Consider the following 21375-nt stretch of genomic DNA (forward strand, 5'->3'; position numbering starts at 1 on the left):
AGCAGGCTCGCTCCCACAGGGTTTTGTGGAGGCCAAAAATCCCGATTCAGCACAGTTCCCTTGTGGGAGCGAGCCTGCTCGCGAAGGCGGTGTTTCTAATGGTGCAAGACTTGAATTGTGAATCCCCATTCAGGTGCAGAAACACTCAAAAAACCGGGTTAATTTATATTCTGTGCACCATTTAATTTCATAAATGCGACATTTTGCTCTGTTCCTGTGCGCAAGTCGTTTGTTACAGTCCGGCTCAATCTCCTACAACGACAATCAATCTGCCGAGACTTTTCCATGATCGAATCCGTCGAATCCTTCCTTGCTCGCCTGAAAAAACGCGACCCGGATCAACCCGAATTCCACCAGGCCGTGGAAGAAGTACTACGCAGTCTGTGGTCGTTTCTCGAGGCCAATCCGCATTACCTGACCTCGGGCATTCTGGAACGCATCTGCGAACCGGAGCGGGCGCTGGTGTTTCGCGTGTCGTGGGTCGACGATCGGGGCAAAGTCCAGGTCAATCGCGGGTTCCGCATCCAGATGAACAGCGCGATCGGCCCGTACAAGGGCGGTCTGCGTTTCCACCCGTCGGTGAACATGGGCGTCTTGAAATTCCTCGCCTTCGAACAGACCTTCAAAAACTCCCTGACTTCATTGCCCATGGGCGGTGGCAAGGGTGGTTCGGACTTCGACCCCAAAGGCAAAAGCGACGCGGAAGTCATGCGCTTCTGCCAGGCCTTCATGAGCGAGTTGTATCGCCACATTGGTGCGGACGTTGACGTGCCAGCCGGGGACATCGGCGTCGGTGCGCGGGAAATCGGTTTCCTGTTCGGCCAGTACAAGCGCTTGAGCAACCAGTTCACCAGCGTGCTGACAGGCAAAGGCCCAAGCTACGGAGGCAGCTTGATTCGCCCGCAAGCTACCGGTTTCGGTTGCGTGTACTTCGCCGAAGAAATGCTCAAGCGCCGTGGCCTGGCGGTCGAGGGCAAGCGCGTGGCGATTTCCGGTTCGGGTAACGTCGCGCAGTACGCCGCGCGCAAGGTCATGGATCTGGGTGGCAAAGTGATTTCGCTGTCCGACTCCGAAGGCACGTTGTACTGCGAAAGCGGTTTGACCGAAGAGCAATGGCTGGCCGTACTGGAGCTGAAAAACGTACAGCGCGGGCGCATCCGTGAACTGGCTGGCCGTTTTGGCCTGGAGTTCCGCACCGGTCAGCTGCCATGGAGCCTGAGCTGCGATATCGCGCTGCCGTGCGCGACGCAAAACGAACTGGATGTCGAAGCCGCTCGCACCTTGCTGCGCAACGGCTGCATCTGTGTGGCCGAAGGCGCGAACATGCCGACCACCCTCGAGGCGGTGGACCTGTTCATCGAGGCCGACATTCTGTTCGCACCGGGCAAGGCGTCCAACGCCGGCGGCGTGGCGGTGAGCGGGCTGGAAATGTCGCAGAACGCCATGCGCCTGGCGTGGACCGGTGGCGAAGTGGACAGCAAGCTGCACGCGATCATGCAGTCGATTCACCACGCTTGCGTGCACTACGGCGAAGAGGACGGTCGGGTCAATTACGTCAAGGGTGCGAACATCGCCGGCTTCGTGAAGGTCGCCGATGCCATGCTGGCCCAAGGCGTCGTTTAAGTCGGTTCGATGCGAATCACTTCAATCATTTGATCCCCGGCGGGGCGCTGCCACAGTACTTCGTCGTTGAGTTGTGCGCCGAGCAGTGCCCGGCCCAGCGGTGAGCCCCAATTGATCAGGCCGTGGGCGGCATCGGCCTGATCTTCGCCCACCAGTTGTACCCGGCGCTCGGTGGCGTGTTCATCGGCGTAGGTCACCCAACTGCCGATTTGCACTTTCTGGGTCGAGGTCGCGGCGGGTACCACCTGAGCGCTGCCCAGGCGCTGTTTGAAATAACGCAGATCACGTTCGAGATCGGCCAGGCGCTGTTTGTCCGCCTGCTCACCTTTTGCCGATTGCTCGGCATGCAGGGTTTGCAGTTCGGCGACTTTGCCCTGCAACAGCTTCAGGCCTTGCGGCGTGACGTAATTGGGCTGCGCGCTGACTTGCCGTTCGACGGGCTGATCGGCTTGCGCGGTAGCGTTATCTTCATTGACGAAGGCACGGCTCATGGAGTTCTCCCGGTATAGGGTTTGGGTCATGGTCGCAGGCATCTGGTTTCACTGGATGTCTGAAAGCGACTTACGGCGAGCGATAGGCCCGGGCGGCATCCTGATTTTCTGTTGCTGTCAGGCCTTGTCCCATTCTTCCTGATGACTGTTGCGCTCATCCGCCGCGGTCCACGACCACGCAACGCCGCATCTCGGAACCCCGGCCCCCTACGGTCTATAAGGAAAGTCTAGAAGCTGGCTCGCGAGGATGGTGTGCGCAGGCAGTGAAAAATCCATTCAACATCGCGTACTCCTGTAGGAGCGAGCTTGCTCGCGATGGCGGTGTGTCAGTCAATATCGATGTCGACGGTTGATCCGCTATCGCGAGCAGGCTCGCTCCCACAGGGAATTGCGGTGCGTTCGGGTCAGTAGTGATACCACTTCAGCTCAAGCATCACTTCGTTCTCGGCCGTCGCCAAATGGCTGAACTCACGCTGGGCGCTCAAGCGCAGACCGAGATTGCGGGATATTTCCCATTGTTGATTCAGGCTCAGACTACGACGCATTTCGCCATTGGTGAAGAAATCGCCCTTGGCTTCCAGGCTCAAGTTGCCCAGCGGGTTTTTCCACAGCACACCACTGTTGAAGCCAGCGGCCGGGGCAATGAAAGTGGCGAAGTCGTTGTTGTGCTCGATACGCGCGGTGCCCAGGGCAAAGCCGAGCAGGTCATCGCCCAGTTGCCAGGTGCCACCGCCACCACCGTTGACGTGGCTGACCAGGGTTTGGTCATCATGCTTGCCCGGCACCCGCTCCAGACCACCGGTGACTTGCCATGACAGCGGTTGCAGCAACTCGTTACGCGGGGTCAGGGAACGAATGGTCGCCAGGTCCAGTCGCTGCACTTGCCAGTCATTGCCTTCGTACTGGCGCAGTTTCAGTTGCAGGATTTCGATCTGCGCGCCAAGGGGGAAGCTTTCGTTGTTGTCATTGAGGTCGTGATAAGCCATGCGCAAGCCGTATTCACCAAAGGCTTTATCGCCACGGGTGCCAAGGCCGAGCTGCCAGGTACGGGACTCGTGACCGTCTTCAGGCAGGCCGGGTTGCGGGATATCCAGCTCAGGCGCCGGGTTCTGGTTGATTGCCCGCAGCAGTTCGAAGCTACGCTGGGCGCGCGCCGGGTCGCGCTCCTGGCCATTGGCGCGGTAACGCTCCAGACGATAGGCCGCATCGATGATCAGCGCCTGGCGGTCGCGGGGTTGAGCCTTGAAGGCCGGATCTTGCAATTGTTTCTGATCGGCGCTGACTTTCAGCACCCATTGCTGCTCTTCAGGGTTCAAGGGCTCGGCACGACTGAGCAACTCGCGTTCCCGGGACGGACGATACTGAATGGATTCCACCAGCCCGGCATTTTTCACGGCTTTGACAGTGTCGGTGGGGATGGCCGTGAGCGGGAATTGTTCGGTCAGGCGCAAGCTCGGGCGGGCCACTTGCAGCAGTTCCAGCAAACGGTATGAGCAGTTTTCGTCGAAGAAGAAATAGTCGAACTTGATCTGCTTCAGCTCCCAGACGTGCTCGACCATGCGCGCGGTTTCCTGTTGGGTCAGGTTCAGCCGGTATTCCCACAGGTCACGGTTTTCCAGACTGCGGTATTCCGAGAGCTTTTCCTGATAGGGCACCAGCGCGAACAGGCCGGGATAGCCGCCCATCAAGCCTTTCCAGGCATAGAGGATGCTGTTGTCCGAGCCCTCGATGTAGGCGCCGAAGTTGATCGCGTAACTGAGCAGCGAAGTCTTGTCGCTCTTCACTTCGGCCTGGTCGATGCGCAGCAGGGTGTGGCCAAACATCGAGGACGGACTGTTCAGGTACGCCGCCGGGAAGATCATCACCGCACTGTCGGGCGAGACGTCCTTGAACCATTGCTTGAACCCGGCGCAATCCGGTGTCGGCAGGCCGGTCAGGCCGAGCTGCTCTTTGAGCCAGCGGGTGCGGGCCGGGTAGACGCATTGTGCGTGCTGTTCACCGGTACTGGCCGGGGCGTACAAGGCTTGTACGGTAGCCGCCAATTCATGGTCCGGGTGTTCATTGCCATCGGCGGCGAGGAAGAATTTCGGGTCGCTGACATAGCTGCGCCAACCACCGAGCTTGGCGGTTTCGTAATGGCCCAGGGATATCCAGAAAGGGTCGTTGGCCAGTTGCTGCAAACGTTGAGGATCGATGTGCGGCGCGGCGGACAGCGGGGCGCAGGTACACAGCGCCAGCCAGGCAAGGCGTTTGAGCATAGATGGCAACTTAACTCGAAAAAAACAAAACCCGCTTCCCGAAAGAAGCGGGGCGGGTCGAGCTTAAGCTTGAGTCGCGTACTTGGCCAGACGAGGGTCGGCTTTGAGCACGGCCAGGGTATTGGTATGCACGTCTTCGGCAGTCACGTCAGCCTTGCTGAAGATCTGCTGGAAGTGCTCGTGAGTGACGGCGGCGAAGTGCGCACGGTCTTCCGGCGCTACGCCCAGTACCACGGCATAGGTGGTCAGCGCTTCGCCCTGGCCTTTGGCCATGTCTTCGGACAGCTCGTTCATCATGCCATTCATGGCAAACCAGGATTTGCCGCCATAGGTCAGCGACGCGTTGGTTGCGCAACCGTTGGTACCGGAGGTCATGCCGAAGGTTGCGTTGCCGGAGGTGCCGTTGGTGGTGGATGCCAGGAAGTGAGCCGGAGTACCACGCTGGCCTTCGAACAGCATGTTGCCCCAGCCGCAATCCGGGCCGCCTGGCGCCTGAGCCATGGCGTTGATGGATACAGCAGTGAAGAGAGTACCGAGAAGAATCCGTTTCATAGCTTTGTTCTCTTTATGTGCGTACCGATGGACAAGTGGGCCGGTCATTAGTCCAGCCGCGCAGTCTGGAGTTTAGGCACGATCACGGGGTTCCGTTTTTTTTTGCAAAACATTCATGAGAACCGGCGGCGCAAGCCCGGCCCGCCTGGGGTTGGCGGATTGACGATGCACAGGCCTGCGGCGCTTCTTGCCAGTCGGGCATGGGCGGCGCCAGAATGCTGTCATCTGCCCCGCCTGATTGTTAAGGAAGCCCGATGCCTGATCCTGTTGCTGCCAGCTTGCGTCTAGCGCCCGAAGCGCTGACCCGTCCGTTTTCCGCTGAACAGTTCAGCTTCTCTACCACCAATGATCTGGAGCCCTTTCGCGGTGTGCTTGGCCAGGAACGTGCGGTCGAAGCCTTGCAGTTCGGTGTGGCCATGCCACGCCCCGGTTACAACGTATTCGTCATGGGCGAACCCGGCACTGGCCGGTTCTCGTTCGTCAAACGCTATCTCAAGGCCGAAGGCAAGCGCCTGCAGACTCCGGCGGACTGGGTCTACGTCAACAATTTCGATGAGCCGCGCGAGCCGCGTGCACTGGAGCTGCCATCGGGCAGCGCCGGTGCCTTCATCGGTGACATCAACGGCTTGATCGACAACCTGCTGGCGACGTTTCCGGCAGTCTTCGAGCATCCGTCCTACCAGCAGAAAAAAAGCAGCATCGACCGCGCCTTCAACCAGCGCTATGACAAGGCCCTGGACATCATCGAGCGTCTGGCGCTGGAAAAGGACGTCGCGCTGTACCGCGACGCCAGCAATATTGCATTTACCCCGATGGGCGACGGCAAGGCGTTGGACGAAGCTGAATTCGCCCAGTTGCCGGAAGCCGAACGCGAGCGCTTCCACGAGGATATTTCGGTACTGGAGGAGCGCCTGAACGAAGAGCTCGCCAGCCTGCCGCAATGGAAGCGCGAGTCGAGTAATCAACTGCGTCACCTCAACGAAGAAACCATCACCCTGGCCTTGCAGCCGTTGTTGTCGCCGTTGTCGGAGAAGTACGCCGAGAACGCCGCGGTGTGCGGTTATCTGCAAGCGATGCAGGTGTATTTGCTCAAGACTGTGGTCGAACAGCTGGTAGACGACAGCAAAATCGATGCCGTCGCCCGCAAGTTGCTGGAAGAGCAATACGCGCCGAGCCTGGTGGTCGGTCATGCGGCCAGCGGCGGTGCGCCGGTGGTGTTCGAGCCGCACCCGACCTACGAAAACCTCTTCGGTCGCATTGAATACAGCACCGATCAGGGCGCGCTGTACACCACCTACCGCCAACTGCGGCCGGGTGCCTTGCACCGGGCCAATGGCGGTTTCCTGATCCTTGAAGCGGACAAGATGCTCAGCGAACCGTTCGTGTGGGATGCGCTCAAACGCGCCCTGCAATCGCGCAAGCTGAAAATGGAATCGCCGCTGGGTGAGCTGGGCCGTCTGGCCACCGTGACCCTGACACCGCAACACATTCCGTTGCAGGTCAAGGTCGTCATCATCGGTGCCCGTCAGCTGTATTACACGCTGCAAGACCTCGATCCGGACTTCCAGGAAATGTTCCGCGTCCTGGTGGATTTCGACGAAGACATCCCGATGGTCGACGAGAGCCTGGAGCAGTTCGCCCAGTTGCTCAAAACCCGTACTTCAGAAGAAGGCATGGCGCCGCTGACCGCCGATGCGGTGGCGCGCCTGGCGACTTACAGTGCGCGTCTGGCCGAGCACCAGGGGCGCTTGTCGGCGCGTATCGGTGACTTGTTCCAACTGGTCAGCGAGGCGGATTTCATCCGCCATCTGGCCGGCGATGAAATGACCGACGCCGGGCACATTGAACGGGCACTCAAAGCCAAGGCCACGCGGACCGGGCGGGTTTCGGCGCGGATTCTCGACGACATGCTGGCCGGGATCATCCTGATCGACACTGCGGGCGCGGCGGTCGGCAAGTGCAACGGCCTGACCGTGCTGGAAGTCGGCGATTCGGCCTTTGGTATTCCGGCGCGGATTTCCGCTACGGTGTACCCGGGCGGCAGCGGCATTGTCGACATCGAGCGCGAGGTCAACCTCGGCCAGCCGATCCACTCCAAAGGCGTGATGATCCTTACCGGTTATCTGGGCAGTCGTTACGCCCAGGAGTTTCCGCTGGCGATTTCCGCGAGTATCGCCCTGGAGCAATCCTACGGTTATGTCGATGGCGACAGTGCTTCCCTGGGCGAGGCCTGCACCCTGATCTCGGCTTTGTCGAAAACCCCGCTCAAGCAGTGCTTTGCCATCACAGGTTCCATCAACCAGTTCGGCGAAGTGCAGGCGGTCGGTGGAGTCAACGAGAAGATCGAGGGCTTCTTCCGTCTGTGCGAGGCCCGCGGGTTGACCGGCGAGCAGGGGGCAATCATTCCTCACGCCAACGTCGCCACGCTGATGCTCGACGAGAAGGTGCTGGCGGCGGTACGTGCGGGGCAATTCCATGTCTACGCGGTCCGTCAGGCCGACGAAGCCTTGAGTTTGCTGGTTGGCGAGCCAGCCGGCGAGCCGGACGAGAATGGCGAATTCCCTGAAGGCAGCGTGAACGCGCGGGTCGTGGAGCGTCTGCGGGTTATCGCGGAAATGATCAGTGACGATGATCTGAAAGAGACCGAGAAGGAGTTGGCGCTAGAGGCTTTGGCGCAAACCAAACCGGCTTGATATCTGTTTGAGTCTGGCTCGCCTCGGTACTGTGGGAGCGAGCCTGCTCGCGATGAGGGACTGACATTCAACTCATGTGTTGGCTGAAGGTCCGCTATCGCGAGCAGGCTCTCTCCCACATTTTGTTTGGGGTGAATGGTAAAAAAGCGTCGTCAGAATGACGTCAATATTCGTGCTGTGACCATTCGGCGCCTTTCGGTCTTGCCTCGGCCTGCAAGCCAGACTTTTCTTCTATTCTCAGCTCAGGGATGTCGACAGTAATCACAGGATCGAAACAGCCTTCACATGGGGGCTGAATACCGGATCTACCGAGGGTCGCCGCCATGTCGCGCAACCTCTGCCTCACCCGTCAATGCCTGGGCCTTGAGACCCGTATCGAATGTGCCATCCGTCCGTTGGCGGGAGATACGGGCATGTGGACTCTGCTGTTCGCCGCCGGAATGGCCGGTGAACAACCTTCTGCCATCAAGGCCCAAGGCCCGTTTCACGGTCCGTTCGTCGCTGAATCAATCCTCGACACCATCGTTGAAAGCCTGACCTTGCACGGCTACGAGTTGGCCGACGATCCGCAAATCTGGTGCCTGCACCTGCAAGCCCAACTGCGGGAAATCAACGGTGGTCGCTGCCGAAACATGGGCGGCTTCGAGTTTCACCCCGAGCACTGATTCGCACTATTGATCAAGGCGCGTCATGTCGGCCTTGTCGAGTTTAACCTCGAAACCATACTGCACGGTGGCGAGGTCAGTGCGCTGATAGGTTTCCAGGCGCGTAGGCTGTCCGTAGAAGTAATGCACGGCAAACTGTGCCGGCCCTTGTGCGCCCGAACCATGGCTGACCGATAGAATCTCCTTCAAGTAATTGCCGGTGTCGTCCTTGGCGAAAAAACTCCAGTCCTGGGCGGGAAACTTCTTCAAGTCAACCACCAGAGCATTGGCTTTAAGCTCTAGGCCTTTGGGTAGTTGGCGGGCATCGACGGTTCTTTGCTCGACGGTGGCCAGGAACAGCGGCATCGAGCCCACCGCATAGGCCGGCGTTTGCGCAAACAGATTCAGATCGTAGGTAATGGTGCCGCGCAGGGGATCGATCTGGTAGGCCTCGGGCGGCAACTCGATCGGCTCGTCGCGTTTGCCACTCGCGTCTTCGGTAAAGAAACTCACCGGACTTTCACCGGGGTTGAACGATGTGCCGAGCAGTTCATCGTTGAAGCTGCGCAGATGCGTGAATTCGATTCGCGCAGCACTCGGGTCGTCGACCGACTGACTGATGCTGACGTTCTTTTTCAGTTGATCCTTGCTCAGCGTTGCCCCTTTGAGCCAACCGGGCGCCTGGTCGTCATAGACCACCACGGGCAGGTTCAAGGGCTGGATGGTCTTGTCCGTGGTCTGGGCATCGAAGTGCCGGACCGGCAGGTCGAGGCTCTTGCGGGTGACTGTGACGGCGGAAAAATCCAGCATGCTGACTTCGAGGGTTTCGATCGTCCCGTTGAAGTACACCTTCGAATAATGTCGAGCCTGCTGTTTCTCAAAGTTGCGCTGTTCTTCGTCGAGCTGTTTTTCCAGGGCCTCGCTCCAGCTTTTTTGCTGCTGCATCTTGGCCAGCTGCTGCTGATAGAACGCAATCTGTACCGCGGTTTCGTTGATTGAGCCGGCGCGCGAGATGAATTGCCCGGTGCTGTCCGTGGCCTGGACGATCAGCGGGTTCAGCGGTGTTTCTCTGACTTCGGGGGCTAGCGGCGCGCTGTTGTTGTATTCGATTTCCGCGTAATTGTTCGTCAATGTGAGCAGGGTGACGCTCAGGTTGTCATTGGTGCGGGTCTGGCCTACGTCCTTTTTCGTCAGGTCGAAGCTGTAGAGACGGCGTGGCGCGATGACCTCTACTTTGCCCAGCAGGCTCACCGGTTGCGGTTGCTGCTTTCTGTCGACGTCGAGGCCTTCGATGAAGGGGTAGGCCACAGTCAGGTCATCGGGGTTGGTCAGGTTGGAACTCGATGGGCTGAGTTGAATGCCGGGGTCGGTTTCTGACCATTCCGGCTGGAATGGGATCACTCGTTTATTACTTAGTGTGACCGACTGCCATTCCAGGCCATGGGGAAACAGAAACGCGGCAGGAACGCTGAAAGTGAAGGGGAACACCGGTTGCAGATCGGTCAGGTAGTCGGAACTGGAGTCCTTTTGCAGCACGAACAACCCGTTGATGTAGGTGTCGACCAGGGCCTGAGGGGTCGGGTAGTGCTTGAGCATGGCGAGGGCGTCTTCGCCGTATTCGGTTTCCACCGGTTTACTGTCGAGCTTGAGTTGCGCGCGCTCGAGCAGCAGCAGTGAGCCGCCCAGCTCCGACACGGCATCCTTGAGCTTTGGATCCTGGATGGCGTCCAGCGACTTTTCGAATTGCGCGGTTTTTTCTTCGAGGCTGACCTGGCGTTTTTCATCGCTGGGCGAGCAGCCGCTTAGAAGCAGCGCCATGCAAAATCCGGCACTCGTCAAAGGCAATCGCACATCCATTTCCAGTCTTCCTGTCCGATATCGCTGAGCGGTCAATGATTTGGACACTAGCAGAAAAACTTTGATACACAGGCGCAGGTGGCGGATTTTTCGACGGTTTCTGGCTACTTCTGGGTATAGACGGGCGGCTGGTATACTCGCCGCCATTTTCAGCCCACATGTGAGATTTAATGGAACGCTTTATCGAAAATACAATGTACGCCTCGCGCTGGCTGCTGGCGCCGATCTATTTCGGCCTGTCCCTCGGGTTGCTGGCGCTGGCGCTGAAATTCTTCCAGGAAGTCTCCCACGTCATCCCGAACGTGTTTTCGATGGCCGAATCGGACTTGATCCTGGTGCTGTTGTCGCTGATTGACATGGCGCTGGTGGGCGGTTTGCTGGTGATGGTGATGATTTCCGGCTACGAGAACTTCGTCTCGCAGCTGGACATCGACGACTCCAAGGAAAAGCTCAACTGGCTGGGCACCATGGACTCTTCGTCGTTGAAAATGAAGGTGGCGGCGTCGATCGTGGCCATTTCGTCGATTCACCTGCTGCGCATCTTCATGGACGCCAAGAACGTCGATCCTGAACATCTGCAATGGTACGTGATCATCCACATGACCTTCGTGGTTTCGGCATTCGCCATGGGTTACCTGGATAAACTCACCAAGCACTGATCCACACCGGCTCCCTTTGTGGCGAGCGAGCTTGCTCGCCACAACTTCCTGCGATAACAGACAAACGGTCTGGCCAGTGGCTTGTGCTTTGATGCGCCGAGGCCTATCCCTGTAAGTATGTTGGCTCGCCACTGCGTGAGGTGCGTTCATGACCCTGAATGAGTTGAATGCGTATGCCATCGCCGGAAAGGTCGATGAGCTGAACCTGATCTCCATGGAGGGGGGCATTTACCTGCTGGAAGCACGGATGCATGGCGCGGCGTACCCCCTGAGCGATACGCACGGCCATATGATGAGCCTGCGTTCGGTGGAGCATGCCCGTGATGTGCTGCGCTCCTTTCCCAAGTTGCACTTCAACCTTGTGCACACGGTCGTGCATGACGAAATGTGCGGGCTGGTTGCCGACGTGGAAGAAAACCTGAAGGTGCCGATCGCCTGACGCCCCTCATCAATGGCATGACATCTGTGCTAGTCTGCTGGCCCTTTTGGTTCCGGGCGCTCCGGGACGCGCTGTGCACGCATGGCAAGTTCCCGAGCCGTCCGCACAGCGGAGCAGTGTCATGTCCGAAGTAAATCTGTCCACCGACGAAACCCGCGTCAGCTACGGTATTGGCCGTCAGTTGGGCGACCAACTGCGCGACAACCCGCCACCGGGCGTCAGCCTGGACGCGATCCTGGCTGGCCTGACCGACGCATTCGCCGGCAAGCCAAGCCGTGTGGGTCAGGAAGAAATGTCCGCCAGCTTCAAAGTCATCCGCGAAATCATGCAGGCCGAAGCTGCTGCCAAGGCTGAAGCGGCTGCTGGCGAAGGCCTGGCCTTCCTGGCTGAAAACGCCAAGCGTGAAGGCATCACCACTCTGGCTTCCGGCTTGCAGTTCGAAGTGTTGACTGCCGGTGAAGGCGCCAAGCCATCCCGTGAAGACACCGTGCGTACTCACTACCACGGCACTTTGATCAACGGCACCGTGTTCGACAGTTCCTACGATCGTGGAGAGCCTGCAGAATTCCCGGTTGGCGGCGTGATCGCCGGCTGGACCGAAGCCCTGCAACTGATGAACGCTGGCAGCAAATGGCGCCTGTACGTGCCGAGCGAACTGGCATACGGCGCTCAAGGCGTTGGCAGCATCCCGCCGCACAGCGTACTGGTATTCGACGTCGAACTGCTCGACGTTCTGTAATACCCGCTGATTACCTTGTAGGAGCGAGCCTGCTCGCGATGGGCGTTAACGATAACGCTGCCATCCTGAATGAACGCGGTGTCTTCCAGTTCTTCGCGAGCAAGCTCGCTCCTACAGTGTTTTGCAGTGTCTCTCATGGATGAAACTTGCCATTGAGATCCGTCGTCGGGCGCAACGCCCGGGCATAGCAGAACAGAAACAGGTTACGCACCAGTTCCTTGAGCACCACCGGCTCGCTGGAGCTCAGGCCATTGAGGTCAAGATCACCCTGGTCTTGCAGTTCGTTCAAGGCTTCTTCTTCAAGCACCGCACAGACTTCCCCGGTTTCCCGATGCAGGATCCTGAGGTAAGGGTGTGGTCGGTCCAGCCAGGCATCGATCAGATAAGTCATGGTTCTCATCTCCATTGAAGGTTTTATGAGAATAATTCTTATTCACCAAATAGCAAGAGCCTATTGGCGGTTTGCGCTTTTTTCCAGGTAAAGATTGCGTCAGGTCAAAAACGACTGGCGTCTGGCTATTGCGAGGATTGACTGGGTGAAGCGGGGGGAGGGTGAGGCGCCATCCCGCGGCCGGGCGCGGGATGGAAGACAGCAGGTTCAGACTTTCCTGACGAACTCGGACTTGAGTTTCATCGGGCCGATGCCGTCGATCTTGCAATCGATGTCGTGATCGCCGTCGCACAGGCGGATGTTCTTGACCTTGGTGCCGACCTTGACCACCAAAGACGTACCCTTGACCTTGAGGTCCTTGATCACGGTGATGGTGTCACCGTCCTGCAGGACATTGCCGACCGAGTCCTTTTTCACGGCGTCATCGGACGCCGCTTCGGTTTCACCGCTGGCGGACCATTCGTGGGCGCACTCGGGGCAGATCAGCTGTGCGCCGTCTTCATAGGTGTATTCGGAATTGCATTTTGGGCAGGGTGGCAGCGTGCTCACTAAGGCTCCTTGGATTCAGGATCGCTAAAAAGCGCACATTATATAGGGTTTTAAGCGGGAGGGGGTGCTGCAACTCCTGTAGGAGTGAGCTTGCTCGCGAAGGTCGTCAACGATAACGCGTGCTTCCTGAATGGACACGGGGTCATTGAGTTCTTCGCGAGCAAGCTCGCTCCTACAGTTGTTCCTCAGTGCGTGCGGGCGACCGCGAACTCACTCAGTTCAACCAGTGCATCGCGGTACTCGCTGGCAGGCAGCGTTTCGAGGCACTTGATCGCGCGGGCCACATAATCGCGGGCCAGTTGCGCGGTGTACTCCAGCGAGCCCGAGGCTTCCACGGCTTCGCGGATGCTTTCCAGATCTTCGATTCCGCCTTTCTGGATCGCCTTGCGCACCAGGGCGGCCTGCTCTGGTGTGCCTTCACGCATGGTGTAGATCAGCGGCAGGGTCGGCTTGCCTTCGGCCAGATCGTCACCGACGTTCTTGCCCAGGGTTTCGGCGTCGCCTTTGTAGTCCAGCAGGTCGTCGACCAGCTGGAAGGCCACCCCCAGGTGATCCCCGAATGTACGCAGGGCTTCGGCCTGTTCCGGCGTGGCTTCGCACAGGGCGGCAGCACTGTGGGTCGAGGCTTCGAAGAGCATCGCGGTCTTGCCGCGGATGACTTCCATGTAGGTTTCTTCGGTGGTGCTGGCGTCACGAACCTTCGAAAGCTGCAACACTTCGCCTTCAGCGATGATGCGCGTGGCCTGCGAAAGGATCTTCATCACCGGCATCGAGCCCAGCTCGACCATCATTTCGAACGAGCGCGAATACAGGAAGTCACCGACCAGCACGCTTGGCGCGTTGCCCCACATGGCGTTGGCGGTCGAGCGGCCACGGCGCATGCCGGACATGTCGACAACATCGTCATGCAGCAGGGTGGCGGTGTGCAGAAACTCGATGGTCGCGGCCAGCAGGCGCAGGTCATCGCCTTCGCGACCCAGGGCCTTGCCACACAGCAGCACCAATAAAGGACGCAGGCGTTTGCCGCCAGCCGAGGTGATGTAATCGCCGATTTTCGATACAAGCGGCACGCGCGAAGTCAGCTGCTTCTTGATGATGCCGTCGACGGCGCTAAAATCGTCCGCCACCGCGCGGTAGAAAGCTTGGGGTTGCATCAGCGACAGTCGCTCCAGAAGGGTTGCGCGGCATGCTAGGACCCACGTCCGGGCCTGTCAAGGCGCGATGGACGGCCCCTTGCAAGGGACTCGTGGCTTGCGTACAATCGCGCACCCTGAACTTCCTGGGCAGCACCTGCCTTACGCAATTGCAAGCGGGCCTCCAGCCCCATGCAGCCATGCCAGCCAATACCTCTTCTTATAAAGAGCTGGGTGAGCAGGATTATCGGAGAAATACCATGTCTTATGCAGTAATCGTTACTGGCGGCAAGCAGTACAAAGTCGCCCCAGGTGAATACCTGAAGATCGAAAAACTGGAAATCGCTACCGGCGAATCCGTTACCTTTGATCGCGTTCTGTTGGTTGCCAATGGTGACGACGTGAATATCGGCGCTCCAGTTGTTGCTGGCGCTACCGTTGTGGCTGAAGTGATCTCCCAAGGTCGTCACGATAAAGTCCGCATCATCAAGTTCCGTCGTCGTAAGCACCACATGAAGCGTATGGGCCACCGCCAGTGGTACACCGAGATCAAAATCACCGGTATTCAGGCTTAATTTCAGCCTAATTCCTCACTAGGAGAATTGAACTCATGGCACACAAAAAAGCTGGTGGTAGTACCCGTAACGGTCGCGACTCAGAAGCCAAACGCCTTGGCGTGAAGATGTATGGCGGCCAGGCTATCAAAGCAGGCAACATCATCGTGCGTCAGCGCGGCACCCAATTCCACGCTGGCTACGGCGTTGGCATGGGTAAAGATCACACCCTCTTCGCTAAAGTCGAAGGCGTGATCAAGTTCGAAGTAAAAGGCGCCTTCGGTCGTCGTTACGTGAGCGTAGTCGCGGCTTAATTGCGCGATCGCTGGAAAAGCCCTGTCTTGCGACGGGGCTTTTTCGTTTGTGGGGTGAGTCTCTTGCAAAGCTGTTTGTATGGGCTGTTGGCGTACGATGTAGGTGTCGTGGTTTAGGGTCGCTGCGCTCATTTTTGCAAGAGTCTTATGTCTTGATTGTTTTTCGGCTCGTCCGTATGGCGAGAGGCGTTTGTTATGAAGTTTGTTGATGAAGTATCGATTCGCGTAAAGGCTGGTGACGGCGGCAATGGCGCCATGAGTTTCCGTCGGGAAAAATTTATCGAGAACGGTGGCCCGAACGGCGGTGATGGCGGTGACGGCGGTTCCATCTACATGATGGCCGACGAAAACCTCAATACCCTGGTGGACTACCGTTACACCCGGCACTTCGATGCCGAGCGCGGCTCCAATGGCGGCAGCACCGACTGCACCGGCAAGAAGGGTGAAGACCTGATCCTGCGCGTTCCGGTCGGCACCACGGTGATCGACTCCGCGACTCAGGAAGTCATTGGCGACCTGACCAAGGCCGGTCAGAAATTGATGGTAGTGCAGGGCGGCTGGCACGGTCTGGGCAACACCCGTTTCAAATCCAGTACCAACCGTGCGCCGCGCCAGACCACTCCGGGCAAGCCGGGTGAGCAGCGCGACCTGAAGCTGGAAATGAAAGTACTGGCTGACGTCGGTCTGCTGGGTTTGCCGAATGCCGGTAAAAGTACCTTTATCCGTTCGGTATCGGCCGCCAAGCCGAAAGTTGCCGACTACCCGTTCACCACGCTGGTGCCGAACCTGGGCGTGGTCAGCGTCGATCGCTGGAAGAGCTTCGTCATTGCCGATATTCCGGGTTTGATCGAAGGCGCTTCCGAAGGTGCTGGTCTGGGCATTCGCTTCCTCAAGCACTTGGCGCGTACGCGTCTGCTGCTGCACCTCGTGGACATGGCGCCGCTGGATGACGCCAGTGCGCCGGATGCCGCTGAAGTGATCGTCAACGAGCTGATCAAGTTCAGCCCGTCCCTGGCGGAGCGTGATCGCTGGCTGGTCCTGAACAAGTGCGACCAGATCCTTGATGAAGAGCACGATGCTCGCGTCAAGGAAATCGTTGATCGCCTGGAGTGGACGGGGCCGGTCTACGTGATCTCGGCCATCTCCAAGCTCGGTACCGAGCGTCTGTGCCACGACATCATGCGTTACATGGAAGATCGTGCTGATCGCCTGGCCAATGACCCGGCTTACAAGGAAGAGCTGGCTGATCTCGATCAGCGCATCGAAGACGAAGCTCGCGCGCAACTGCAGGCGCTGGATGACAAGCGTGCCCTGCGTCGCAGTGGCGTGAAGTCGGTCCACGACATCGGCGACGATGATTGGGACGAAGAAGATGTGGATGATGAAGACGGTCCGGAAATCATTTACGTGCGTGACTGATTCGTTGCGATAAACTTAAGCGCCGCTCAATCGAGCGGCGTTTTGGTATCTGGAAATCGATTGTTGGTCACGAATAACCACGAATAACGTCACGGGCAGTGCCAGGTCGCGCTGTCCTCAAGCTAAGGTTGAAGATGATGCGGAGCAAGGTGACAGGTGCGCAGCGTTGGGTCGTGAAGATCGGCAGCGCTTTGCTGACGGCGGACGGTAAAGGCCTGGATCGCGCGGCAATGGGTGTCTGGGTTGAACAGATGGTGGCCTTGCATGAGGCGGGCGTCGAGCTGGTACTGGTGTCCTCCGGGGCAGTGGCGGCCGGTATGAGCCGTCTGGGCTGGACCTCGCGACCCAGTGCGATGCACGAGCTTCAGGCCGCTGCTGCAATCGGTCAGATGGGGCTGGTGCAGGCCTGGGAGTCGAGCTTTGCCAAGCATGGCCGGCATACCGCGCAGATTCTCCTGACCCATGACGACCTGTCCGATCGCAAGCGTTACCTGAATGCCCGGAGTACCTTGCGTGCGCTGGTCGAGCTGAAAGTCATTCCGGTGATCAACGAGAACGACACCGTGGTCACCGATGAAATCCGTTTTGGCGACAACGACACCCTGGCAGCGCTGGTGGCGAACCTGGTCGAGGCGGATTTGCTGGTAATCCTGACGGATCGCGACGGTATGTTCGACGCTGATCCGCGCAACAATCCGGATGCCCAGCTGATTTACGAGGCGCGCGCCGATGATCCGGCGCTCGATGCGGTGGCGGGCGGTACGGGCGGGGCGCTGGGGCGTGGCGGCATGCAGACCAAGCTGCGCGCTGCGCGTCTCGCGGCGCGTTCTGGTGCGCATACGATCATCGTGGGTGGGCGCATCGAGCGTGTGCTGGATCGCCTCAAGGCGGGCGAGCGCATCGGCACCTTGCTGTCGCCGGAGCGCGGCATGCTGGCTGCGCGCAAGCAGTGGCTGGCCGGTCATCTGCAAACCCGTGGCACCCTGGTGCTGGATGCGGGTGCGGTGATCGCGTTGTCCCAGGGCAACAAGAGCTTGCTGCCGGTCGGGGTCAAATTGGTGCAGGGTAGCTTCCGTCGCGGCGAGATGGTCGTCTGCGTGGCGCCGGACGGTCGTGAAATTGCCCGTGGCCTGGCCAACTACAGTGCGCTGGAAGCGCAAAAAATCATTGGTCAGTCGTCTGAGGCGATTGTCGGTCTGTTGGGTTACATGGCGGAGCCGGAACTGGTTCACCGCGATAACCTGATTCTGGTCTGAAGGAATACCTGAATGCGCGTGGCAAAAGGATTGTTGGGGTTGTTGTTGGCCATGCCCCTGCTGGCTTCGGCCGAAGAGATCGGTCAGGTGTCGACGGTGTTCAAGTTTGTCGGGCCGAATGACCGGATCGTGGTCGAGGCCTTTGATGACCCCAAGGTCGATGGTGTGACCTGCTACCTGTCGCGGGCCAAGACTGGCGGCGTGAAGGGTGGTCTGGGGTTGGCCGAGGATCGTGCCGAAGCGTCTATCGCTTGCCGGCAGGTTGGGCCAATCAGCTTCAAGGGCGAGCTCAAGGATGGTGACGAGGTGTTCAAGGAGCGCACGTCCCTGGTGTTCAAGACCATGCAGGTGGTGCGCTTCCTCGACAAGAAGCGCAATACGCTGGTGTATCTGGTGTACAGCGATCGCTTGATCGAGGGCAGTCCGCAGAATGCGGTGACGGCGATTCCGATTTTGCCGTGGGCACACGCCCAATAATCTGACGCAATTCAACAATGTGGGAGCGAGCCTGCTCGCGAACGCGGTGTGTCATTCAGCATCAATGTTGACTGGCATTGCCTCTTCGCGAGCGGGCTCGCTCCCACATTTTTATTACGTTGGATTCGCCAAATCGCAGGCAATAAAAAACCGACCCTGAGGTCGGTTTTTTAATGAACGAGTCGCTTAGGCGGCAGCGGCAACGTTCAGGGCCTTGACGTGGCCATTCAGGCGGCTCTTATGACGAGCGGCCTTGTTCTTGTGGATGATGCCTTTATCGGCCATACGGTCGATAACTGGCACAGCCAGAACGTAAGCGGCTTGAGCTTTGGCAGCGTCTTTTGCGTCGATGGCCTTAACTACATTCTTGATGTAGGTACGAACCATGGAACGCAGGCTGGCGTTGTGGCTGCGACGCTTCTCAGCCTGTTTTGCACGTTTTTTGGCGGAAGGTGAGTTGGCCACCGTCGAGCTCCTCGAAAGACTTTTTAGGAAATAGCAAACAAAATAGGCCGCGAATCATGCCGATGAGTTGAGTTCTTGTCAAGGGCGGTTGAGACGTTCCGCTAAGTGGTAGGTGAAGCAAGCTTGGAGATTTCTTTCCAGCGTGCGACCTGTAAACTCGCGAGCTTTGGCTCTGTGCTGTTGCGGCGCGGAGTATCGCATAAGTAGGCGCGTAGTTCGCCTGCTGTTTATCGACAGGCACAAACTCTTTCCATGAATCTGCTCAAATCGTTGGCCGCCGTCAGCTCTATCACAATGCTTTCCCGTGTTCTGGGGTTTGTTCGTGACACCCTCATAGCGCGCGCATTTGGCGCGGGAATGGCGACCGACGCCTTCTTTATCGCCTTCAAACTGCCCAATCTGCTGCGGCGGATCTTTGCCGAAGGGGCGTTTTCCCAGGCGTTCGTGCCGATTCTTGCCGAATACAAAAGCCAGAAGGGCGAGGAAGCGACCCGAACCTTCATTGCCTACGTCTCGGGCCTGTTGACGCTGGTGCTGGCGCTGGTCACCGTGCTGGGCATGATTGCCGCGCCGTGGGTCATCTGGGTGACCGCGCCGGGCTTCACCAGCACGCCGGAAAAATTCGAACTGACCTCCAGTCTGCTGCGGGTGACCTTTCCCTACATCCTGCTGATTTCCCTGTCGTCGTTAGCAGGCGCGATCCTCAATACCTGGAACCGCTTTTCGGTGCCGGCCTTCGTGCCGACCCTGCTTAACGTCAGCATGATCATCTTTTCGGTGTTTTTGACGCCGTACTTCGATCCGCCCGTAATGGCGCTCGGCTGGGCGGTACTGGTCGGCGGCCTGGCGCAGTTGCTTTATCAGCTGCCGCACCTGAAAAAGATCGGCATGCTGGTGCTGCCCCGCCTGAACCTGCGCGACACTGGCGTCTGGCGTGTCATGAAGCAGATGTTGCCGGCCATTCTCGGGGTGTCGGTGAGTCAGATTTCGCTGATCATCAACACTATTTTTGCCTCGTTCCTGGTCGCCGGTTCAGTGTCCTGGATGTATTACGCCGACCGTTTGATGGAGCTGCCGTCCGGCGTGTTGGGCGTCGCGCTGGGAACGATTCTGCTGCCGACCCTGGCCAAGACCTACGCCAACAAGGATCGTCACGAGTATTCGCGCATCCTCGACTGGGGTCTGCGCCTGTGCTTCGTATTGGTACTGCCTTGCTCGCTGGCATTGGGGATTCTGGCGGAGCCGTTGACGGTTTCCTTGTTCCAGTACGGCCAGTTCAATGCGTTTGATGCATCGATGACCCAGCGTGCCCTGATCGCTTATTCGGTCGGCTTGCTCGGGATTATCGTGATCAAAGTGCTGGCCCCCGGCTTTTATGCGCAACAAAACATCCGCACACCGGTAAAAATTGCGATTTTTACCCTGGTGGTCACCCAGTTGTTCAACTTGATGCTGATCGGGCCGCTGGCTCACGCAGGCCTGGCCTTGGCGATCAGTGCCGGCGCCTGCCTCAATGCCGGCTTGCTGTTCTATCAACTGCGCAAACAGCAGATGTACCAACCGCAGCCGGGCTGGGCGAAGTTCGCGTTCAAACTGCTGGTCGCGGTGGCGGTGATGTCCGCGGTACTGTTGAGTGTGATGCACTTCATGCCAGCCTGGGATCAAGGGCATATGCTCGAGCGCTTCTTGCGTCTGGGGGTGTTGGTGGCGGCGGGTGTGGTGGCTTATTTCGGCATGTTAGTGTTGATGGGTTTCCGTTTGCGCGACTTCAATCGCAAGACGCTGGAATAGAGGTTCTGGCTTCGATAAACACGGGCGGGCCGACAGTTTTGTCGGCTCGATCACTTTGGGTTACGGTGTTGCCTGTCGTCGGCCGCCGGGTGTGGTTATAATCGACCACTTTATGAGCAAGAAGCGCGTTATGCAGCTGGTTCGAGGCCTCCACAATCTGCGCCCCCAGCATCGGGGCTGTGTCGCCACTATTGGCAACTTTGACGGTGTTCACCGTGGTCACCAGGCTATCCTGGCGCGGCTGCGTGAACGTGCGCTCGAGTTGGGCGTGCCCAGCTGCGTGGTGATTTTCGAGCCGCAGCCGCGAGAATTTTTTGCCCCGGACACGGCCCCGGCCCGTCTGGCCCGGCTGCGCGACAAACTGCAGCTGCTGGCCGACGAAGGTGTCGACCGCGTCCTGTGCCTGGCCTTCAACCAGCGGCTGAGCAAGCTCAGCGCCAGCGAATTCGTTGATACCATCCTGGTGGACGGCCTTGGCGTACAGCACCTTGAAGTTGGTGACGACTTCCGGTTCGGCTGCGACCGCGTAGGGGATTTCGATTTCCTGCAACAAGCCGGCATCGTTCAGGGCTTTTCCGTCGAGGCGGCGCAAACCGTTGAGCTGGACGGTATTCGCGTCAGCAGCACTCAGGTCCGCAACGCCCTGGCCGCAGCTGATTTTGCCTTGGCCGAGCGACTGCTAGGTCGGCCGTTCCAGATTACCGGGCGGGTGCTGCACGGCCAGAAGCTGGCGCGCCAGTTGGGTACGCCCACGGCCAACATACAACTCAAGCGCCGTCGCGTTCCGCTTACCGGGGTTTATCTGGTCAACGTCGACATCGACGGCAAGACCTGGCCAGGCGTCGCCAATATCGGCGTGCGGCCAACGGTACAAGGTGATGGCAAGGCCCACCTCGAAATACATCTTTTAGATTTTGCCGGCGATCTGTATGACCGGCGTTTAACGGTGGTTTTCCACCACAAGCTGCGTGAAGAGCAGCGTTTCGCCTCTCTGGAGGCGTTGAAAACGGCGATCAACGCGGATGTCGCCGCCGCCCGTGCACTAGCCGCACCTAGCGCCCATCGCTAATG

General features: G+C 58.8%; 21 protein-coding genes. 13 read left to right on the plus strand and 8 right to left on the minus strand.

Features of this window, described 5'->3' with window-relative positions; translation table 11 throughout:
• Positions 1-285: 285 nt before the first annotated feature.
• A complete protein-coding gene (gdhA, locus tag KGA83_RS02960; RefSeq protein WP_223528315.1) occupies positions 286-1623 on the plus strand; it encodes an NADP-specific glutamate dehydrogenase in 1338 nt (445 codons plus the stop codon).
• Here gdhA and KGA83_RS02965 read toward each other — a convergent pair.
• From KGA83_RS02965 to KGA83_RS02975, 3 genes are all read right to left on the minus strand, one after another.
• Positions 1620-2114, minus strand: a complete 495-nt coding sequence (locus KGA83_RS02965; RefSeq protein WP_108216413.1) for a GreA/GreB family elongation factor — start codon at positions 2112-2114, stop codon at positions 1620-1622. The genes gdhA and KGA83_RS02965 overlap by 4 nt on opposite strands.
• Positions 2115-2518: 404 nt before the next feature.
• Positions 2519-4372 (minus strand): DUF4105 domain-containing protein, encoded by a 1854-nt coding sequence (locus KGA83_RS02970; protein ID WP_108216414.1) that lies wholly within the window; start codon positions 4370-4372, stop codon positions 2519-2521.
• Positions 4373-4435: 63 nt separating this feature from the next.
• Complete coding sequence (locus KGA83_RS02975; RefSeq protein ID WP_007970900.1) at positions 4436-4924, minus strand: DUF3015 domain-containing protein; 489 nt, start codon at positions 4922-4924, stop codon at positions 4436-4438.
• Between the two features lie 254 nt (positions 4925-5178).
• On the opposite strand from KGA83_RS02975, the gene KGA83_RS02980 reads away from it, so the two are divergent.
• Positions 5179-7617, plus strand: a complete 2439-nt coding sequence (locus KGA83_RS02980; RefSeq protein ID WP_108216415.1) for a Lon protease family protein — start codon at positions 5179-5181, stop codon at positions 7615-7617.
• Between the two features lie 323 nt (positions 7618-7940).
• Positions 7941-8282: a hypothetical protein gene (locus tag KGA83_RS02985; protein WP_108216416.1), complete on the plus strand. Its 342-nt coding sequence runs from the start codon at positions 7941-7943 to the stop codon at positions 8280-8282.
• A 6-nt stretch (positions 8283-8288) separates the two neighbouring features.
• Here KGA83_RS02985 and KGA83_RS02990 read toward each other — a convergent pair whose 3' ends face one another.
• Positions 8289-10118, minus strand: coding sequence for a hypothetical protein (locus KGA83_RS02990; protein WP_223528318.1), 1830 nt, complete (start codon positions 10116-10118; stop codon positions 8289-8291).
• A 170-nt stretch (positions 10119-10288) separates the two neighbouring features.
• Here KGA83_RS02990 and KGA83_RS02995 point away from each other — a divergent pair, with 170 nt between their 5' ends.
• From KGA83_RS02995 to KGA83_RS03005, 3 genes are all read left to right on the plus strand, one after another.
• A complete protein-coding gene (locus KGA83_RS02995; protein ID WP_108216418.1) occupies positions 10289-10777 on the plus strand; it encodes a TIGR00645 family protein in 489 nt (162 codons plus the stop codon).
• Positions 10778-10925: 148 nt separating this feature from the next.
• Complete coding sequence (locus KGA83_RS03000; RefSeq protein ID WP_108216419.1) at positions 10926-11216, plus strand: DUF6482 family protein; 291 nt, start codon at positions 10926-10928, stop codon at positions 11214-11216.
• A gap of 121 nt (positions 11217-11337) precedes the next feature.
• The gene (locus KGA83_RS03005) at positions 11338-11955 is read left to right on the plus strand and encodes an FKBP-type peptidyl-prolyl cis-trans isomerase (RefSeq protein ID WP_108216420.1); all 618 of its coding nucleotides are present in this window, start codon (positions 11338-11340) and stop codon (positions 11953-11955) included.
• Between the two features lie 133 nt (positions 11956-12088).
• On the opposite strand, the gene KGA83_RS03010 is transcribed toward KGA83_RS03005, so the two are convergent.
• The 3 genes from KGA83_RS03010 to KGA83_RS03025 form a co-directional block, all read right to left on the minus strand.
• Positions 12089-12346, minus strand: a complete 258-nt coding sequence (locus tag KGA83_RS03010; RefSeq protein ID WP_223528321.1) for a hypothetical protein — start codon at positions 12344-12346, stop codon at positions 12089-12091.
• Between the two features lie 207 nt (positions 12347-12553).
• A complete protein-coding gene (locus KGA83_RS03015) occupies positions 12554-12895 on the minus strand; it encodes a zinc ribbon domain-containing protein YjdM (RefSeq protein ID WP_108216423.1) in 342 nt (113 codons plus the stop codon).
• Between the two features lie 185 nt (positions 12896-13080).
• Positions 13081-14049 carry a polyprenyl synthetase family protein gene (locus tag KGA83_RS03025; RefSeq protein WP_108216424.1) on the minus strand — a complete coding sequence of 323 codons (969 nt, stop codon included), beginning with the start codon at positions 14047-14049 and terminating at the stop codon, positions 13081-13083.
• Positions 14050-14288: 239 nt separating this feature from the next.
• On the opposite strand from KGA83_RS03025, the gene rplU reads away from it, so the two are divergent.
• The 5 genes from rplU (at position 14289) to KGA83_RS03050 (ending at position 18048) form a co-directional block, all read left to right on the plus strand.
• Positions 14289-14603, plus strand: coding sequence for a 50S ribosomal protein L21 (gene rplU, locus KGA83_RS03030; protein ID WP_003176051.1), 315 nt, complete (start codon positions 14289-14291; stop codon positions 14601-14603).
• Positions 14604-14638: 35 nt separating this feature from the next.
• Positions 14639-14896, plus strand: coding sequence for a 50S ribosomal protein L27 (gene rpmA, locus KGA83_RS03035; protein WP_003281574.1), 258 nt, complete (start codon positions 14639-14641; stop codon positions 14894-14896).
• Positions 14897-15091: 195 nt separating this feature from the next.
• Entirely contained in the window at positions 15092-16315 is a 1224-nt protein-coding gene (gene cgtA / locus KGA83_RS03040; protein ID WP_008052064.1) for an Obg family GTPase CgtA, read from the plus strand.
• Between the two features lie 137 nt (positions 16316-16452).
• Positions 16453-17571 carry a glutamate 5-kinase gene (gene proB, locus KGA83_RS03045; protein ID WP_108216425.1) on the plus strand — a complete coding sequence of 373 codons (1119 nt, stop codon included), beginning with the start codon at positions 16453-16455 and terminating at the stop codon, positions 17569-17571.
• Positions 17572-17583: 12 nt separating this feature from the next.
• Positions 17584-18048 carry a CreA family protein gene (locus tag KGA83_RS03050; protein WP_008022496.1) on the plus strand — a complete coding sequence of 155 codons (465 nt, stop codon included), beginning with the start codon at positions 17584-17586 and terminating at the stop codon, positions 18046-18048.
• A 186-nt stretch (positions 18049-18234) separates the two neighbouring features.
• On the opposite strand, the gene rpsT is transcribed toward KGA83_RS03050, so the two are convergent.
• The gene (gene rpsT / locus KGA83_RS03055) at positions 18235-18513 is read right to left on the minus strand and encodes a 30S ribosomal protein S20 (protein ID WP_007970922.1); all 279 of its coding nucleotides are present in this window, start codon (positions 18511-18513) and stop codon (positions 18235-18237) included.
• A 252-nt stretch (positions 18514-18765) separates the two neighbouring features.
• On the opposite strand from rpsT, the gene murJ reads away from it, so the two are divergent.
• Positions 18766-20304 carry a murein biosynthesis integral membrane protein MurJ gene (murJ, locus tag KGA83_RS03060; RefSeq protein ID WP_108216426.1) on the plus strand — a complete coding sequence of 513 codons (1539 nt, stop codon included), beginning with the start codon at positions 18766-18768 and terminating at the stop codon, positions 20302-20304.
• A 130-nt stretch (positions 20305-20434) separates the two neighbouring features.
• Entirely contained in the window at positions 20435-21373 is a 939-nt protein-coding gene (gene ribF / locus KGA83_RS03065; RefSeq protein WP_108216427.1) for a bifunctional riboflavin kinase/FAD synthetase, read from the plus strand.
• Positions 21374-21375 lie beyond the last annotated feature (2 nt).

It is taken from the genome of Pseudomonas sp. GL-R-19, assembly GCF_019956375.1.
In the GTDB taxonomy this organism is placed as follows: Bacteria; Pseudomonadota; Gammaproteobacteria; order Pseudomonadales; family Pseudomonadaceae; genus Aquipseudomonas.